Genomic DNA, 17,550 nt, shown 5'->3' with positions numbered 1-17,550 from the left:
GGCCGGCTCGACCGGTCCCGCCCGTCGACCTCTCGGACGGTCGTCCGGCACCGTCCGGCGGCTGCGCAGGGACGGCTCGGCGGGAGTCGCGACGCCGGGCCGGTCCTCGGACACCGACCGGCCGGCCGGCGACCCGGCAGCCGGGCCACCGGGGGCCGCACCGCCGGGGCCGGCCCAGCCGACCGGAGGGGCCTGACCGACCGGAGGCGCCTGACCCGGCGGGGGGGCCTGACCGACCGGAGGCGCCGCCCGGCCGGCCCCGGCACCCGGGACCGACGCGCGGCCGGGAGCCGGCGCGGCGGCCCGGACCGGGCCGGTGCCACCGGCGGTGGGGTCGGGGCGGGACGCCTCCTCGGGCCGTTGCGGGCCCGGCCGGCCGGGCGCCGCCGGGTCCGGCCACGGCCCCGCACCCGGGCGCGGACGCTGCTCGGGGGTCGCGGGCCAGCCCGGTCCACGGACCGGCGGGGCGGCCGGCCCGGCCGCGTGCGGCGGCCCGTCGGGGTGGGACCCCGGCCGGCCGGGGCGAGACGGCTCGGCACCGGCCGGCACCGAACCCGGTCGGGTCACCCCGGCCGGTGGCGGCTCGGCCGGGCCACCGGGCTGCGGCGGGCGCGCGACACCGGGGGCCGTCGGCTCCCGGCGCGGACCCGGCTGCCCGGGGAACGGGGCTGCCGGGGGCCCGGACTGCGGCCGGGCCCCCGGCGGTGCCGGCTCCGGTCGGGTCCCGGCAGGCGTCGGGTGCGGTCGGGGATCCGGCTGCGCGGGGCGGGAACCGGCCGGGTCGGGGCGGTGCACCGGCTGACCGACGCGCGGCGCGACCGGCCCGGACTGCGGCGCGGCCGACCCCCGGCCGACGGGTGGCGCGGCCGGGGGCCGCACGGGCGGAACCGGGCCGCCGTCCGGGCCGAGTTCGGTGCGCTGCTGCTTCGCCGTACGCAGGTCGTCGATCCAGCCGAAATCCTCGCCGACCGGCTCGGGCGGGGTCTCGTCGCCGCCCCGCCCCCGACCCCACCGACGTCCCTTGGCGCGAGGTTCACGCCGCTCGTCGGGACCGTCCGGTTGCTCCCCACCTCGCGATGTCACTGCCGAACCTCCCCGGCGGCGTCGCCGCCGTCCTCATCCGCCCCACCGGCGTGCCCCGTGCCCGACGGGTGCCGGCCGTTGACCACCGGCACCGGACCGTCGGGGCGCGTCGCCGGGGCGGACAGCCCCCGGACGATCCGGCGCAGCAGGGGCAGCCGGGCGGCCACCGACCGCTCGGCCCCGTGCCCGCTGGGCCGGTAGTAGTCGGTCCCGACGAGGTCGTCGGGAGCGTACTGCTGGGTGACCACCCCGCGCTGGTCGTCGTGCGGGTAGCGGTAACCCGTGCCGTGCCCGAGCCCCCGGGCGCCGGCGTAGTGCGCGTCGCGCAGCCCGCGCGGCACCGCGCCACCCCGGCCGGCCCGCACGTCGGCCATCGCCGCCCCGAGGGCGGTGGTGGCCGAGTTGGACTTCGGCGCGGTCGCCAGGTGGATCACCGTCTGGGCCAGGTTGAGCTGGGCCTCGGGCAGGCCGACGTACTCCACCGCGTGCGCGGCGGCGGTCGCCACGCTCAACGCGGACGGGTCGGCCATCCCGACGTCCTCGCTGGCGAAGATGACCATGCGGCGGGCGATGAACCGGGCGTCCTCCCCGGCGACCAGCATCCGGGCTAGCCAGTGCAGCGCGGCGTCGACGTCCGAGCCGCGCATGCTCTTGATGAAGGCGCTGGTCACGTCGTAGTGCGCATCGCCGTCGCGGTCGTAGCGCACGGCCGCCACGTCCACCGCCTGCTCGGTGGTGGCCAGGTCGATCCGGTCGACGCCGAGCGCGGTCGCCGAGGCCGCCGCCGCCTCCAGGGCGGTCAGGGCCTTGCGGACGTCGCCGCCGGCGAGGCGTACGAGGTGGTCCTCGGCGTCGGTGGCCAGGGTGAGCGTGCCGGCGAGGCCGCGCGGGTCGGTCACCGCACGGCGCAGCAGGGCGCGCACGGCGTCGTCGTCGAGCGGCTGGAGGGTGAGCAGCACACACCGGGACAGCAGCGGCGAGATGACGGAGAAGTACGGGTTCTCGGTGGTCGCCGCGAGCAGGGTGACCGTGCGGTCCTCGACGGCGGCGAGCAGCGAATCCTGCTGGGTCTTGCTGAACCGGTGCACCTCGTCGATGAAGAGCACGGTCTGCGGGCCGCCGGAGCGGCGCTGGCGGCGGGCGGTCTCGATGACGGCCCGGACGTCCTTGACCCCGGCGGTCAGCGCCGACATGGCCACGAAACGGCGGTCGGTGGCCCGGGCCACCAGGTGGGCGATGGTGGTCTTGCCGCTGCCCGGCGGGCCCCAGAGGATGACCGACAGGGCCGCGCCCCCGCCGACGAGCTGCCGCAGCGGGGCCCCGGGGGCGAGGAGGTGTTCCTGGCCGACCAACTCGTCGATGCTCGCGGGTCGCATCCGCACCGGCAGCGGGGCGTCCTGCCCGACCGAGGCGAACTCGTCGACGCCGACGGGGCCCGCGGGGGCGCTGGGCGCCGCGGCGGGTGCACCGAGGGAGAAGAGGGCGTCGGAATCCATCAGGAAGACAGTACCGGGCGCGGCCCACGACGCCGGAATCGCGCCGTGGGCCGCGCCCGTTCTGATCCGTTGCGGTCAGCCGCGGCCCGGCCGACGGCCCCGGTACCACCGGCCGCCGCCACCGCCGCGCGGGCCGCTGCCGACGCCGGCCAGGTAGAGCGAGAGCAGCAGCAGGCCGATCAGGACCAGGGTGTTCCAGTTGAACAGGTCGGGGGCGCCGAAGTTGGTGTTGAGCAGGTCCAGCAGGAGCGCGAAGCCGAAGACGACGGCCGCGAGGATGGCGAGCATGTGTATGTCCTCCGGTAGGGGGTCCCAGTAGGTCGGCCCGGATGTACCCAATCGGTCGACTCGTCAATCTCCATGGTGGAGATCGGCGTCGCCGGGGCACCCGGCCCGGTCCGGTTCTAGGCTGCTCGCATGATCGACACCGACCGGGAACTCGCCGGCCGGGCGGCCGTCCTCGCCGCCACCGACCACCACCCGTTCGTCCGGCACGCGGTGCGGCCCGACGACGCGCCCCGCGCCTGGGCCCGCGACGGCGCGGTGGCCTGGCTGCTCCCGGCGGCGGAGAACGACCGGGCCGGTGGCGTGGTCGGCCCGGTCGACGCGGCGGTGGAGCTGGTCGCGGCGCTGGTCGCCGACGGGGTCGTCCGCCCGGGGCAGTACCTGCAGCTACCCCGGGCCAACCGGGAGCTGCTGGTCGACCGGTTCGCGGCGACCCGGGTCGACGACTGGGACTTCCTCTGGACCACCGCCGCCCCGCCCCGGCAGCCCGGGCAGGAGCGGGTGGTCCGCCTCGGTCGGGCGGACCACCCTGCGCTGGCGGCGCTGATCGACGACGCCTTCCCCACCTCCTCGTCGCGCCCGCAGGACCCGACGGTCACCGGCTGGTACGGCATCTGGGACGCCGACCGCCTGGTCGCCTGCGGCGCGGACCGCAGTCGCGGCGACGTCGGCTTCCTCGCCGGACTCACCGTGGCCCGCGACCGGCGGGGGCAAGGGCTGGGCGCGGCGCTGACCGCCGGGATGACCCGGGCCCTGCTCGCCCGGTACGACCACGTCGCGCTCGGCGTCTACACCGACAACGTCGGGGCGTTACGGCTGTACCGTCGGCTCGGCTTCACCGGCACCCTGGAGCGCAGCTCGGTGTGGCTCGGCTGACCCCACCGGGACCGTCCCGCCCGGCGGGGGCGGCTGCTCCGGCACGATCCCGTCCGACCGGGCCGGCGTTCCCGGCTGGGCCGGCGGGCCGGGCGGGGTGGCGCGGCGGCCGGCCCACCAGGCGGGCAGGTAGAGCGGGGCGGCCACCGCCAGCGCGACCGCGCCGACCACCATCGCCGTGCCGACCCCGGAGCGGTCGGCCAGGGCGGTGAGCAGCACCGCGCCGAGGGCGAACCCCGGTTGCCCCATCATCGAGTTCAGCGAGATGACGCTGGTCCGGTAGGGCCCGTCGACCTGCCGGTGCAGCAGCCCCAGGTGCAGCGGGTTGGACGCGCCGTGCACGGCGTAGCAGGCCAGGTAGGCGACCAGCACCCCGGCCGGCCCGGCGAGCAGCCCCATGCCGAGCACGGTGACGCCCTGGAGGATCCGCAGCAGCCCGGCGGCGGGGGCCGCGCCGAGCCAGCGCAGCAGCAGCGGGGTGGCCGCCGCGCCGGCCGCCGAGACCAGCCAGGCCGCCGAGTTGGCCGGGCCGAGCAGCGCCGCCGCCCGCTCGGGGTCGCCGACCACGTCGGCGAGCCGGATCGGCAGCAGCGACTCGAAGGTGACCATGCCGAAGCCCCAGAACAGCTCCACCGACACCAGGGCCAGCAGCACCCGGGAACGGCGCAGCAGGCCGACGGCCTGACCGACCATCCGGGGCGCCGCGACGACCGAGGCGCGCAGCGCGCCGGCACCCCGGGCGGGGCCGGTCTCGACCAGCAGGATCAGCAGGACGACCAGGGCGACGGCCTGGAGGGCGGCGGCGACCAGCACCGGCACGGTCAGCGCGCTGACCGGCCCGACCGGGCCGAGCGCGATGAGGCCGCCGCTGAGCAGCGCCCCGGCGGCGATGGTGACGCCCGCGACGGTCCCGGCGAAGCCGAGGCCGGGCTCGTAGTCGGCGTCGCGGTCGGCGGCCAGGGTGGACTCGACGTACCAGGAGTCGAGCGGGCCGCTGTCGAGCGCCCGGTAGACCCCTTGCAGGGCCCAGACCAGGAAGAACAGCGCGAAGGAGTCGGCCACCGCGAACAGCCCGAGCGACAGCAGGCTCACCGCCCAGGCGGTGACCAGGACCACCCGGCTGCCGAGCGCGTCGGCCAGGCCACCGGTGGGTAGTTCCAGCGCCAGCACGACCAGGCCCTGGGCGGTGGAGACCAGGCCGATCTGGGACAGCGACAGGCCGCGTTCCTGCATCAGCAGGATCATCACCGGGATGGTCAGGCCGGTGGGCAGCCACCGCAGGCCGTAGAGGGTCAGGTAGCGGAACCGGATCTGGCGTACGGTGAGCGCGCTCATCGGGGCCCCTCCGGCAGCGGGTAGGCGGCCAGGAACACCTGCACCGGGCGGGCCTGCGGGTCGGCGGGCCCGTGCTCCGCCTCGCGGCGGTACCGCTCCAGCACCTGCCACACCTCGGCGGTGAGCGCCGCCAGCCGGTCCGGCGGGACGGTCAGGAAGATGTCGCTCATCCCGATCGCGTCCCGCCACGCGGGGGTCGCCTCGTGTTGGGTGGCGAACCAGCGTTCGGCGTGCTCGACGAGCAGGCGTACCTGGTCGCCCTGGATCCACTCGATCGCGGCCCGCGCGTCGGGGTCGTCGTCGAAGTCGGTCGGTTCCCAGTTGGTGACGTCGTGGGCCGCCTGCCACCAGCGCTGCCGGCCGGTGCCCCGGTCGGGGTCCTCGGTGACCAGGCCGACCTCGGCGAGCTGTCGCAGGTGGTAGCTGGTGGCGCCGGTGTTGGTGCCGAGCAGTTCCGCCAGGGTGGTGGCGGTGGCGGGCCCCTGCACCCGTAGTGCGCCGAGCAGCCGCATCCGCAGCGGGTGCGCCAGCACCCGCACCTGCCGCCTGTCGATCCGCACCTCGCGCGGCGCGCCCCGCCCCCCGGTGTCGTGACTCTCCATACGATGCACAATAACTGTGCACAGAAACTATGCACAACTCTTTTGCATCGCCCCGCCTCCCCCACCCCGAAAACGATCAAGAGGTTCACGCCATCGCAGGGTGCGCGGATGACGTGAACCTCTTGATCGACGATGCCGGGTGGAGCGGTGCGGAGCCGAGCCCCGGGTAGTCGGGGCGGGGTGGGTCAGACCGGGTCGGCGACCGGGGCGGCCGGGCCGGCGGTGCCGGGGGACGCGGCGGCGGGCTTGGGCTTGGCGTCGATGCCGGCCTCGGTGCGCTGCTGGGCGGTGATCGGGGTCGGCGCGCCGGTCAGCGGGTCGAAGCCGCCCCGGGTCTTCGGGAAGGCGATCACCTCGCGGATCGAGTCGGCCCCGGCCAGCAGCATGCAGACCCGGTCCCAGCCGAACGCGATGCCGCCGTGCGGCGGGGCGCCGTACTTGAACGCCTCCAGCAGGAAGCCGAACTTGTCCTGCGCCTCGTCGGGGGTGATGCCGAGCAGGTCGAAGACCCGCTGCTGCACGTCGCCCCGGTGGATACGGATCGAGCCGCCGCCGATCTCGTTGCCGTTGCAGACGATGTCGTACGCGTACGCCAGCGCCCGGTCGGGGGCCTCCTCGAACCGGTCCACCCAGTCGGCGTTCGGCGAGGTGAACGGGTGGTGCACGGCCGTCCAGCCACCCGCCCTGCCGTTGTCCTGGTCGGAGGCCGGCTCGAACATCGGCGCGTCGACCACCCAGCAGAACGCCCAGGCGCTCTCGTCGATCAGCTTGGCCCGCTTGGCGATCTCGATCCGGGCCGCGCCGAGCAGTTCCTGCGCCTCCCGGGTGTTCGTGCCGGCGGCGAAGAAGACCGCGTCGCCCGGCTTGGCCCCGACCGCGTCGGCCAGCCCGCCCAGGTGCTCGGCGGAGAGGTTCTTGGCCACCGGGCCGCGTGCCTCGCCGGTCTCGGCGTCCAGCACCACGTACGCCAGGCCCCGCGCGCCGCGCGCCTTGGCCCAGTCCTGCCAGCCGTCGAGTTCCTTGCGGGTCTGCGCCGCGCCGCCCGGCATGACCACCGCGCCGACGTAGCCGCCCGCGTCGATCGCTGCCGCGAAGACCCGGAAGGCGGTGCCGCGCAGGTAGTCGGTCAGCTCGGTCAACTCCAGGCCGTAGCGCAGGTCGGGCTTGTCGGAGCCGTACCGGGCCATCGCGTCGTGCCAGGTGATCCGGGGGATCGGTCGGGAGATCTCGTGACCGGCCAGGTCCTTCCAGAGCGCCCCGACGATCGCCTCGCCGAGGTCGATCACGTCGTCCTCGGTGACGAAGGACATCTCGATGTCGAGCTGGGTGAACTCCGGCTGCCGGTCGGCCCGGAAGTCCTCGTCGCGGTAGCAGCGGGCGATCTGGTAGTACCGCTCCATGCCGCCGACCATGAGCAGCTGCTTGAACAGCTGCGGCGACTGCGGCAGCGCGTACCAGCTGCCGGGCTGGAGCCGGACCGGGACCAGGAAGTCGCGGGCGCCCTCGGGGGTGGACCGGGTCAGCGTCGGGGTCTCGATCTCCAGGAAGTCCCGTTCGTGCAGCACGGTGCGGGCGAGCTGGTTGGCCCGCGAGCGCAGCCGCATCGCCTTGGCCGGGCCGCTGCGGCGCAGGTCGAGGTAGCGGTAGCGCAGCCGGATGTCGTCGCCGGCCTCGATCTGGTCGTCCACCGGCAGCGGCAGCGGCGCGGCCTCGGAGAGCACCTCCAGCGCGGCGGCGGTCACCTCGATCTCGCCGGTGGGCAGCTCCGGGTTGTCGTTGCCCTCGGGGCGGCGGGTCACCTCGCCGGTGACCTTGACGCAGAACTCGTTGCGCAGCGCGTGCGCGTCCTCCTCGCGGAACACCACCTGCACCACGCCGGAGCCGTCGCGCAGGTCGACGAAGATGACACCGCCGTGGTCGCGCCGGCGGGCGACCCACCCGGCGAGCGTCACCGTGGTGCCGGCGTCCGTCGCGCGCAGGCTGCCGGCGTCATGGGTACGGATCACGACTTGCGTCTCCTCATCTGCGGTACGGCTGTTCCCCCGCATTGTGTCAGCCGCCCGGCCCGCCCGGTTGCGGGGTGAGCAAGGCCCCGCCCACCTGCCGGGGACACGCGAACGGGCCGCCGGTGTCCCGACGGCCCGCTCCCGGGTGGATCAGATGAGACGGGGTCAGATGATGCTGACGCCGTAGACGCTCAACGGCTCGGTGACCGGCTGGAAGTACGTGGTGCCGCCGGAGGTGCAGTTGCCGCTGCCGCCGGAGGTGAGGCCGATCGCGCTGCTGCCGCTGAACAGCGAGCCGCCGCTGTCGCCCGGCTCGGCGCACACGGTGGTGCGGATCAGGCCGGAGACCGAGCCCTCGGCGTAGTTCACCGTGGCGTTGGTGGCGGTCACCGAGCCGCTCTTGACGCCGGTGGTGCTGCCGGAGCGGCGCACGCTCTGGCCGACGTAGGCGTTGGCGGCACCGGTGACGTCCTGGTAGCTGCCGTTGTAGAGGTAGACGTTGCCGGTCGCGTTGGCGGCGTTGCTGTGCCGGACGATGCCGTAGTCGTTGCCCGGGAAGCTGGTCCCGGTGCGGGTGCCGAGCACGGAGGTCTGCCCGGAGTTCGAGTACCAGGTCGAGCCGATGTTGGTGCAGTGCCCGGCGGTCAGGAAGAAGGTCTGGCCGGCGCTGTTGCGCACGTTGAAGCCGAGCGAGCAGCGACCGCCGCCGGTGTAGATCGCCTGGCCGCCGGAGATCCGGGTGCTGAGCACGCCGGCCTCGGCCTCGATCCGGACGGCGCCGCCGGTGCGGGCGGCGGCGGCCTTGACCTTCGCCAGCTTGGCGCCGGTGACGGTGCTGTCGACCGAGACGACGACCTGGTTGGTGACCGCGTCGGTCCACCAGGCGGTGCCCGGGATCTTCGCCGAGCGCTCCAACTCGGCGGTGGCGGAACGGAGCTGGGCGGCGCCCCGGGTGACCAGCTTCGCGGTGGCGCCGGCGGCGCGGACCTGCTTGGCGGCGGCGGTGTCGGTGACCGCGACGATCATCTTGCCGCTGGCGTCGGCGTAGGTGCCGGCGGCACGGTCACCGAGGCGGTCGGCGAGGCTGGCGGCGGCGTCGGGGGATGCGGGCGAGGCGGGGGCCGCCTGGGCGGGGGCACCCATGAGCGCGCCGGTGACCAGGGTGCCGGCCATGGCGACGGCGGCGGCGTGGCGGAGTGAGGACCTCGTGGGTCGCATGTAACAACCTCCGGAAGGGGGTGACGGGCAGCGTCACGGGGACGCACCCGGGGACAACCCGGCCGACCTGGGGAAACCGGCCGAGTGACTGAAGTATTCACATATTTAAGATCGTAAGCAAGACATGACTTTGCCCGGATTCACCCCACCAGCGGTTATGACGGTCAGGCAACACCGTGGACACATCTATGTCAGACCCCCACCGACGGACCGAACGGGGGGCGAACCCACCCGCACCGCCGGCGGGCCCCGGCCGCGCCGGCGCGGTCCGACCCCGGCGCGGCGCACGGCCACGACGACAGGCACGACCCGGGGACGTCTCGGGCCCGCAGGCCCGGTTCCGACGGAGAGCGCCAGCGCTCGAACCCGTCACCGAAAGTAACAGGCAGCCGACCCCGCCACCTGCCGCCCGCATCCTTTGCTCTGCTGCCCTCACCGCGATAGTCACGGAGGGTGGTCACGCGCCAGGGGCCAGCGAACCACCCACCGCCATGATTAGCAGGTCAAGCCGGTGTCGCCTGGAGGGCAGCAGAGCAAAGCGCGGGAGGTGAGCACCACGGGGGCGGCACCTCAACCACGGCGCGTCACGTACCCCGGGCAACTACCGCTCGTAGCCACGACACGGGGACGGACGGGTCATCCGGGGTCCGCCCGGCACGCCGACGCGCGCCCGCCGCCGGGGCAGGCACGTCGCCGGGGCGGGCACGTCGCCGGGGCGGGCACGTCGACGCACCCGAGCCTGCGGCCGGCCACGGCGGGCAGGCGCGGGTGCGGTGAGACCCCCGGGGTGGACGCGAACCACGGGGACGACAGGTCAGGCGCGGGCGGCCAGCTTGGCGGCCCGGGCGTCGCGCTTCTCCTCGAACCGGGACGCGGCCTGCTCCAGGCCGTCCAGGTGGGCGGCGATCCGGTCCCGGGCGGCCTCGCCCTCGGCGTGCAGGCCGGCGACGTTGAACACGTCCCACTGGCGCAGCACCGGGGCTACCACGTCGTCGCGGTGCTGGCGCAGGTCGTAGATGCCGGCCAGGGCGATCGTCACCGACTTGCGGGTGAAGCCCTCGATGCCGACGCCGGGCATCTGGAAGTCCTCCAGCACCTCGGCGATCGCCCGCATCGTCTGGTCGGGGGCCACCTCCAGGGCCGCCCCGAGCAGGTTGCGGTAGAAGACCATGTGCAGGTTCTCGTCGGCCGCGACCCGGCTCAGCAACGCCTCGCAGACCGGGTCGCCGGTGATCCGGCCGGTGTTGCGGTGCGAGATCCGGGTGGCCAGTTCCTGGAACGACACGTACGCCAGCGAACGCAGCATCGACGAGTCGTGCGAGTTGCTGTAACCGGCCGTCATGTGCACCATCCGGGCCCGCTCCAGGGCCACCGGGTCGACCGCCCGGGTCACCGTCAGGTAGTCCCGGATGGCGGTGCCGTGCCGGCCCTCCTCGGCCGTCCACCGGCCGACCCAGGTGCCCCACGCCCCGTCCGGCCCGAACAGGCTGGCGATCTGGTGGTGGTACGAGGGCAGGTTGTCCTCGGTGAGCAGGTTGACGATCAGCGCCGTGCGGGCCACCTCGGGCAGGGTCGAGTCCCCCTCCGACCACGCCTCGCCGCCGAGCGGGCCGTCGAAGGTGCGCCCCTCGCTCCACGGCACGTACTCGTGCGGAAACCACTCCTTGGCCATCGACAGGTGACGGTCGAGGTTCTTGGCGACCACGGGTTCGAGTTCGTGGAGCAGCGCGGTCTGGCTCAGTTCGGTCACAGGGGCCTCCCTACGGTGGCGTAACTTACGCCACCGTAGGTCCCCGTCGGCGTACGCGCCAGTAACCCCGGCTCAACCGACCGCCGGCGTCAGGTCCGCACGCGGCGGCGCCCACTGGTCCGCCACCGCGTCCACCTGCTCGCCCGAACGGATGTCCTTCACCTGGTGACCCTCGCCTCCCGGGAACCACACGTACGGAATGCCACGCCGCTCGGCGTACCGGATCTGCTTGCCGAACTTCGCCGCGGTCGGCGACACCTCGGTCGGCACGCCCCGCGACCGCAGCGTCTCCGCCACGGCGTTGCTCGCCGCCCGCTCCTCCTCGGCCCCGACGGCGACCAACACGCAGGTCGGCACGCTACGCGAGATCGACAGCGCCTCGGCACCGAACAGCAGGCCGAGCAGCCGGGTCACCCCGATCGAGATCCCGACGCCCGGGTACGACACGCTCCCGGCGCTGGCCAGGTTGTCGTACCGGCCGCCGGAGCAGATCGAACCGAACCGCTCGTAGCCGACGAGCTGGGTCTCGTAGACGGTGCCGGTGTAGTAGTCCAGGCCCCGGGCGATCCGCAGGTCGGCGACGCACAGCCCCGGCGCGTGCGCGGCGGCCGTCTCCACCACCGCGACCAACTCGGCGACACCCTCGTCCAGCAGCGGATCGCGCACCCCCAGGGCGTGCACCGCGTCGGCGAACGACGCGTCCGGCGCGGAGATCCCGGCCAGCGCCAGACACGCGTCGGCCTGCGCCGCGCTCGCCCCCGCCGTCTCGGCCAGCAGGTCGGCCACCTTCGCCGGGCCGATCTTGTCGAGCTTGTCGACCGCGCGCAGCGCCGCCTCCGGGTCGGTCAGCCCGATGCCCCGGTAGAAGCCCTCACAGATCTTGCGGTTGTTCACCTGGATCAGCACCGGCGGGATGGGCAGCGAGCGCAGCGCGTCCCCGATCACCAGCGGCATCTCCGCCTCGTAGTGCGCCGGCAGGGTGTCCCGGTCGACGATGTCGATGTCGGCCTGGAGGAACTCCCGGTAACGCCCCTCCTGCGGGCGCTCGCCGCGCCACACCTTCTGGATCTGGTAGCGGCGGAACGGGAAGTGGAGCTTGCCGGCGTTCTCCAGCACGTACCGGGCGAACGGCACCGTCAGGTCGAAGTGCAGCCCGAGCGCGTCGTCACCGGCCGGGCCTTCCGCGTCGGCCTGCAACCGGCGCAGCAGGTAGACCTCCTTCGAGGTCTCCCCCTTACGCAGCAACTGGTCCAGCGGCTCCACCGACCGGGTCTCCAGCGGGGCGAACCCGTACAGCTCGAAGGTGTGCCGGATCCGGTCGAGGACGAACTGCTCGATCATCCGCTGCGAGGTGGTCCATTCCGGGAAACCGGAGATGGGCGTGGGCTTGCTCATGACGTACTCCTTGCGGGTCCGCGCCAGGCGCGGTGGGATCGACAGGTCCGCGTGCGGCGCGGAGGAACGGCTAGAGGCCGCGGGTGGGCGCGGCCGGGCGCGCACCGCCCGGGTCGGCCAGATCGGCGAGGTACGGGTTGCGCGCCCGCTCCCGGCCGATGGTGGTCGCCGGGCCGTGGCCGGGCAGCACGACGGTGTCGTCGGCCAGCGGAAGGACCTTCTCCCGCAGGCTGCTCAGCATCCGGGGCATGCTGCCACCCGGCAGGTCGGTGCGGCCGATCGAACCGGCGAAGAGCACGTCACCGGAGAGGCAGAGCTGGTCGGCCTCCCAGGGCGAGCCGGCGCCGGGCAGCCGGAACAGCACCGACCCGCCGGTATGGCCCGGCGCGTGGTCGACGGTGATCTCCAGGCCGGCCAGGGCCAGCGTCGCCCCGTCGGTCAACTCCGCGACGTCGTCGGGCTCGGCGTACGGCAACCGGCCGCCGAACAGCGCGGTGAGGTCCATCGAGAGCGCCTTGGTCGGGTCGGCCAGCAGCTCCCGGTCCTCCGGGTGCACGTACGCGGGGATGCCCCGCGCGCCGCAGACCGGCGCGACCGAGAAGGTGTGGTCCAGGTGGCCGTGGGTGAGCAGCACGGCGGCCGGATGCAGGCGGTGCTCGGCGAGCACGGCGTCGAGCCGGTCGAGCACCCCGATGCCGGGGTCGACCACCACGCACTGCTCCCCGGGCGCGGTCGCCACCACGTAGCAGTTGGTGCCGAAGGCGTCCGCGGGAAAGCCGGCCACGAGCACGTCCGCTCCCCTTCCGTCTCAGTCGTCCGTCTCCTGGGCAGCCTAGTCGCCGGCGCGATCCGGTATCCGCGCCCACCCGTACCACGGGCCCCGCACGGCACAGTGACGCACTTTGATAAACCCAGGCCGGCCCTCGTACACCACTTTCACAGCAGGTACCCGTACACTCTGGCGGGCGTGTGGCGTGGCGCACCTGCGGGCACGGCGGGTGCGAACGGCCCGACCGCCGGTGACGACCAGGGTAGAGGAAGGGGAGCGCGGGTGGCTTCCAGCAGGGACCGGCAGCGCAAGCTCGCACGGGAGAAGCTCGACCGGCAGTTGGCCCGGCGGGCCGCCGCCGCCCGGCGGCGTCGACGCATCCAGGCCGGGGTCGGTGCGGCCGTGGTGCTGGTGCTGATCGTGGCCGGCGCGGCGTGGGGGCTGGGCGCGTTCGACCGGGAGCCCGAGCAGAAGGCCGCCGAGGACGTCTGCCTCTGGACGCCGCAGGACGCCGGGGCCAACACCAACCTCAAGGACGTCGGCACCCCGGCCACCAAGGATCTGCCCACCTCCGGGGTACGCACCATGACCATCGACACCGACCAGGGCGGCCCGATCACCGCCGAACTGGATCTCGCCGGGGCGCCCTGCGCCGGGGCGAGCATCGCCCACCTGGCCGGGGCGTCGTTCTACGACAACACCAAGTGCCACGAGATCACCGCCGAGGGCGCGCTGCGCTGCGGCGACCCGAGCGGCACCGGCCTGGGCGGTCCCAGCTACTCGTTCTACAACGAGAACGTCCCGACGGTGCCCGAGGCGAGCCCGTCGGCCAGCCCGGCCCCCGGGCAGCCGCCGGCCTACCCGAAGGGCACGGTCGCGATGATCAGCAACCCGCCGGGTGCCAACGGCAGCCAGTTCCTCGTCTTCTTCAAGGACTTCAGCCCGGCCCAGCCGGCCTACCCGGTCATCGGGCGGGTCACCGGCGGGCTGGACGTGGTCGAGAAAATCGGTGCCCTGCCGACCGTGGACAACGGGGCGGGCGCCAAGATCAAGCCGAAGACCGACGTGGTGATCCGCAAGCTCACCGTCGGCGAGGCACAGGCCGCCCCGGCACCGGCGACCGGCTCCCCGGCCGCTTCCCCGGCGGCCAGCCCGAGCGCCGGCTGAGCCGGCCCACAACCCGTACCTGCGGCCCCGCCGCGCCAGAGAAAGCCCAGGAGGAGTGACCGTGACGTCCACGAGAGAGCGGCAGCGCGCGGCGGCGCGGGCCCGACTTGAGCGGGAGATGGCCGAGCGTTCGGCCAGGGCCCGCAAGCGCCGGCAGACGCAGGCGATCGTCGGGGCCGCCGCGATCCTGGTGCTCGTGGTCGCCGGCACCGTCTGGTTGGCGACCAGCCTCGGCGGCGATGACGACGACAGCAAGCAGCAGGCCGCCGGCACCGAGGGCTTCTCCCAGTGCACCTACACCGAGACGCCCAAGGAGGGCCGGCCGGCGCAGGTCAAGGATGTCGGGCTGCCCCCGAACCAGCAGGCCAACAAGGGCACCCAGACGATGACGATCGACACCAACCTGGGCCCGATCGTCGCCAAGATCGACCGGACCAAGGTGCCCTGCACCGCCGGCAGCTTCACCCATCTGGCCAGCAAGGGCTTCTTCGACAACACCAAGTGCCACCGGCTGGTGACCGAGGGCATCAAGGTGCTCCAGTGCGGCGACCCGAGCGCGACCGGCAAGGGCTGGCGGCAGACCGACGGCACCGGCGGGCCGAGCTACGGCATGGCCGAGGAGAACCTGCCCACCGACAAGCGGCCCCCTTACCCGGAGGGCGTCATCGCGATGGCCAACTCCGGGCAGCAGGGCAGCACCGGCAGCCAGTTCTTCATCGTCTACGGCGACTCGCAGCTCGACCCGAACTACACCGTGCTCGGTACCATCACCGCCGGTATGGACCTGGTCAAGCAGGTCGGGGCGGCCGGCGACGACAAGGCGTTCGCGCAGCAGGCGGGGGGTGGCCACCCCAAGAAGGAGGTCACCATCACCAAGCTGACGATGAGCGACATCGAGAGCTGACCCGCACCGTACGACGAAGCGCCCGCCGGCTGAGCCGGCGGGCGCTGTCGTGTCGGGTGTCTGCGGGCCGGCCGGTCAGGCGCCTGAGGTGACCCGGTAGGCGTCGAAGACCCCGTCGACCTTGCGGACGGCGGCCAGCAGGTGCCCCAGGTGCTTCGGGTCGGCCATCTCGAAGCTGAACCGGCTCACCGCCACCCGGTCCCGGGTCGTGGTGACCGTCGCCGACAGGATGTTGACCCGCTCCTCGGAGAGCACCCGGGTGACGTCGGCCAGCAGCTTGTGCCGGTCGAGGGCCTCCACCTGGATGGCCACCAGGAACGTCGACGCGGAGGTGAGCTTCCAGCTGACCTCCACCACCCGCTCGACCTGGGCCCGCAGATCCTCGGCGTTGGCGCAGTCGTCCCGGTGCACGCTGACCCCACCGGAGCGGGTGACGAACCCGAAGACCGAATCCGGGGGCACCGGCGTGCAGCAGCGGGCCAGCTTGATCCAGACGTCGCTGACGCCCCGCACCACGACCCCGGGGTCGCTGCTGTTCTGCCGGCTGTGCGGCGGACGGGTGGCGACGGCGGTCTCGGCGATGTCCTCCGCCGCGCCCTCCTCGCCGCCGTACGCGGCCATCAGCTTCTGCACCACCGACTGCGCCGACACCTGACTGTCGCCGACCGCCGCGTAGAGCGAGGCGACGTCGGCCAGGTGCAGGTCCCGGGCGATCGCCATCAACGCGTCGGAGGTGAGCATCCGCTGCAACGGCATGCCCTGCTTGCGCATCGCCTTGACGATCGAGTCCTTACCGGCCTCGATCGCCTCCTCCCGCCGCTCCTTGTTGAAGTACTGGCGGATCTTGGTACGCGCCCGGGGACTCTTGACGAAGCTCAGCCAGTCCTGCGTCGGACCGGCCGTCTCGGACTTCGAGGTGAAGATCTCGATCACGTCGCCGTTGGACAGCGTCGACTCCAACGGCACCAGCTTGCCGTTGACCCGCGCCCCGATGCACTTGTGTCCGACCTCGGTGTGCACCGCGTACGCGAAGTCCACAGGCGTCGACCCCGTCGGCAGCGGGATGACGTCACCCTTCGGGGTGAAGACGTACACCTCCTGGCTGGACAGGTCGAACCGCAGTGCGTCCAGGAACTCGCTCGGGTCGGCCGCCTCCCGCTGCCAGTCCAGCAACTGCCGCAGCCAGGTCATCTCGTCGATGTGCGCCGGCGGGCCGACGATCTGGGTGCCCTTGTGCTCCTTGTACTTCCAGTGCGCGGCGATGCCGAACTCCGCCGTACGGTGCATCGCGTACGTGCGGATCTGCATCTCCACCGGCTTGCCGGTGGGCCCGATGACCGTCGTGTGCAACGACTGGTACATGTTGAACTTGGGCATCGCGATGTAGTCCTTGAACCGGCCCGGCACCGGCTGCCAGTTGGCGTGGATGACCCCCAGCGCCGCGTAGCAGTCCCGCACCGTGTCGACCAGGATGCGCACCCCGACCAGGTCGTAGATGTCGTTGAAGTCGCGCCCCCGCACGATCATCTTCTGGTAGATCGAGTAGAGGTGCTTCGGCCGACCGGTCGTCTCCGCCTTGATCTTGGCGGCCTTCAGGTCGGTGCCGACCTTCTGGGTGACCTGCTTGAGCAGCGACTCCCGCTGCGGCTGGTGCTCCCCGATCAGCCGGAGGATCTCCTCGTACCGCTTGGGGAACAGCGTGCCGAAGGCCAGGTCCTCCAGCTCCCACTTGATCGTGTTCATGCCCAGGCGGTGGGCCAGCGGGGCCAGGATCTCCAGCGTCTCCTTGGCCTTCTGCTCCCGCTTGGGCGCCGGCAGGAAGGACAGCGTGCGCATGTTGTGCAGCCGGTCGGCCAGCTTGATCACCAGGACCCGGGGGTCCTTCGCCATCGCCACGACCATCTTGCGGATCGTCTCCGCCTTGGCCGCGTCGCCCAGCTTGACCTTGTCCAGCTTCGTCACGCCGTCGACGAGCAGGGTCACCTCGGGGCCGAAGTCGGCCTTCATCTGGTCGAGGGTGTACTCGGTGTCCTCGATCGTGTCGTGCAGCAGGGCCGCCACCAGCGTGGTGGTGTCCATCCCCAGGTTGCCCAGGATGGTCGCCACCGCCAGCGGGTGGGTGATGTACGGGTCGCCGGACTTGCGGTACTGGCCGGAGTGCCAGCGCGCGGCGGTGTCGAAGGCCCGCTGGAGCAGCCGGGCATCAGCCTTGGGATGGTTCTCCCGGTGGCTGGCGATCAGCGGTTCGAGCACCTCGCTGACCTGGGAGGTCTGCCACGGGGCGTTGAACCGGGCCAGCCGCGCCCGGACCCGACGACCGGTCGGCGCGTTGGAGAGCGCGAAACCGGCGCTCGGCGACGGGTCGTCGTCGAGCGACGCCCCCACCGCCAGGCCGTCGGGCGTGCCGCCGACGTCGTCGCCGGCCCCCGGATCGTTCTTCCGAGCGGTCACCGCGCCGTCAGCGTCGCCTGTCGGGTGCACCGTGCCCTCCACCGGAGGGACGACATCGTGGGACACCGGCCTCCTCACCGATCGCCGGGACCACGCCGACCGTACGGCCGACGCCTGTCTTGCCGAACCGGCCGTCACGCCGGCGTGTTCCCCGCCGGCCGCCGTCGGGTCGGTGGCACTGCCCACCGGCCCTGCGGCCGGCACCTGACCACC

General features: G+C 73.4%; 13 protein-coding genes. 3 read left to right on the top strand and 10 right to left on the bottom strand.

Going from position 1 to position 17,550, the window contains the following annotated elements; genetic code table 11:
• Positions 1–1,079: 1,079 nt before the first annotated feature.
• Together FJK98_RS10795 and FJK98_RS10790 are read right to left on the bottom strand one after the other, a co-directional pair.
• Positions 1,080–2,579: a replication-associated recombination protein A gene (locus tag FJK98_RS10795; protein ID WP_145918903.1), complete on the bottom strand. Its 1,500-nt coding sequence runs from the start codon at positions 2,577–2,579 to the stop codon at positions 1,080–1,082.
• A gap of 75 nt (positions 2,580–2,654) precedes the next feature.
• On the bottom strand, positions 2,655–2,867 hold the full coding sequence (locus tag FJK98_RS10790) for a hypothetical protein (RefSeq protein ID WP_067307861.1): 213 nt from the start codon (positions 2,865–2,867) through the stop codon (positions 2,655–2,657).
• A 129-nt stretch (positions 2,868–2,996) separates the two neighbouring features.
• On the opposite strand from FJK98_RS10790, the gene FJK98_RS10785 reads away from it, so the two are divergent.
• The gene (locus FJK98_RS10785; RefSeq protein ID WP_145918902.1) at positions 2,997–3,740 is read left to right on the top strand and encodes a GNAT family N-acetyltransferase; all 744 of its coding nucleotides are present in this window, start codon (positions 2,997–2,999) and stop codon (positions 3,738–3,740) included.
• On the opposite strand, the gene FJK98_RS10780 is transcribed toward FJK98_RS10785, so the two are convergent.
• From FJK98_RS10780 to FJK98_RS10750, 7 genes are all read right to left on the bottom strand, one after another.
• Complete coding sequence (locus tag FJK98_RS10780; protein WP_145918901.1) at positions 3,675–5,075, bottom strand: MFS transporter; 1,401 nt, start codon at positions 5,073–5,075, stop codon at positions 3,675–3,677. The genes FJK98_RS10785 and FJK98_RS10780 overlap by 66 nt on opposite strands.
• On the bottom strand, positions 5,072–5,677 hold the full coding sequence (locus tag FJK98_RS10775; RefSeq protein WP_145918900.1) for a transcriptional regulator: 606 nt from the start codon (positions 5,675–5,677) through the stop codon (positions 5,072–5,074). The genes FJK98_RS10780 and FJK98_RS10775 overlap by 4 nt, the downstream gene beginning before the upstream one ends.
• A gap of 185 nt (positions 5,678–5,862) precedes the next feature.
• Positions 5,863–7,683, bottom strand: a complete 1,821-nt coding sequence (aspS, locus tag FJK98_RS10770) for an aspartate--tRNA ligase (protein WP_145918899.1) — start codon at positions 7,681–7,683, stop codon at positions 5,863–5,865.
• A gap of 165 nt (positions 7,684–7,848) precedes the next feature.
• On the bottom strand, positions 7,849–8,901 hold the full coding sequence (locus FJK98_RS10765) for a S1 family peptidase (protein WP_145918898.1): 1,053 nt from the start codon (positions 8,899–8,901) through the stop codon (positions 7,849–7,851).
• A gap of 814 nt (positions 8,902–9,715) precedes the next feature.
• Entirely contained in the window at positions 9,716–10,651 is a 936-nt protein-coding gene (locus FJK98_RS10760) for an acyl-ACP desaturase (protein ID WP_145918897.1), read from the bottom strand.
• 72 nt (positions 10,652–10,723) lie between these two features.
• Positions 10,724–12,046, bottom strand: coding sequence for a histidine--tRNA ligase (hisS, locus tag FJK98_RS10755; protein ID WP_145918896.1), 1,323 nt, complete (start codon positions 12,044–12,046; stop codon positions 10,724–10,726).
• Positions 12,047–12,116: 70 nt separating this feature from the next.
• On the bottom strand, positions 12,117–12,836 hold the full coding sequence (locus FJK98_RS10750) for an MBL fold metallo-hydrolase (protein ID WP_145918895.1): 720 nt from the start codon (positions 12,834–12,836) through the stop codon (positions 12,117–12,119).
• A 261-nt stretch (positions 12,837–13,097) separates the two neighbouring features.
• Here FJK98_RS10750 and FJK98_RS10745 point away from each other — a divergent pair, with 261 nt between their 5' ends.
• Entirely contained in the window at positions 13,098–13,982 is an 885-nt protein-coding gene (locus tag FJK98_RS10745) for a peptidylprolyl isomerase (protein WP_145918894.1), read from the top strand.
• A gap of 61 nt (positions 13,983–14,043) precedes the next feature.
• Positions 14,044–14,886: a peptidylprolyl isomerase gene (locus FJK98_RS10740; protein ID WP_145918893.1), complete on the top strand. Its 843-nt coding sequence runs from the start codon at positions 14,044–14,046 to the stop codon at positions 14,884–14,886.
• Positions 14,887–14,961: 75 nt separating this feature from the next.
• On the opposite strand, the gene FJK98_RS10735 is transcribed toward FJK98_RS10740, so the two are convergent.
• On the bottom strand, positions 14,962–17,379 hold the full coding sequence (locus tag FJK98_RS10735) for a bifunctional (p)ppGpp synthetase/guanosine-3',5'-bis(diphosphate) 3'-pyrophosphohydrolase (protein WP_194822753.1): 2,418 nt from the start codon (positions 17,377–17,379) through the stop codon (positions 14,962–14,964).
• Between the last annotated feature and the right edge of the window lie 171 nt (positions 17,380–17,550).

This window comes from Micromonospora sp. HM134 (assembly GCF_007833915.1).
Lineage (GTDB): Bacteria > Actinomycetota > Actinomycetes > Mycobacteriales > Micromonosporaceae > Micromonospora > Micromonospora wenchangensis.
Note: the sequence above shows the minus strand (reverse complement) of the source record. Positions and strands in the feature narration are given on the sequence as shown.

Bases quoted from the DNA above. Each gene is read 5' to 3' on its own strand.
- FJK98_RS10795 (WP_145918903.1), bottom strand. From the start codon at position 2,579: ATGGATTCCGACGCCCTCTTCTCCCTCGGTGCACCCGCCGCGGCGCCC.
- FJK98_RS10790 (WP_067307861.1), bottom strand. From the start codon at position 2,867: ATGCTCGCCATCCTCGCGGCCGTCGTCTTCGGCTTCGCGCTCCTGCTG.
- FJK98_RS10785 (WP_145918902.1), top strand. From the start codon at position 2,997: ATGATCGACACCGACCGGGAACTCGCCGGCCGGGCGGCCGTCCTCGCC.
- FJK98_RS10780 (WP_145918901.1), bottom strand. From the start codon at position 5,075: ATGAGCGCGCTCACCGTACGCCAGATCCGGTTCCGCTACCTGACCCTC.
- FJK98_RS10775 (WP_145918900.1), bottom strand. From the start codon at position 5,677: ATGGAGAGTCACGACACCGGGGGGCGGGGCGCGCCGCGCGAGGTGCGG.
- FJK98_RS10765 (WP_145918898.1), bottom strand. From the start codon at position 8,901: ATGCGACCCACGAGGTCCTCACTCCGCCACGCCGCCGCCGTCGCCATG.
- hisS (WP_145918896.1), bottom strand. From the start codon at position 12,046: ATGAGCAAGCCCACGCCCATCTCCGGTTTCCCGGAATGGACCACCTCG.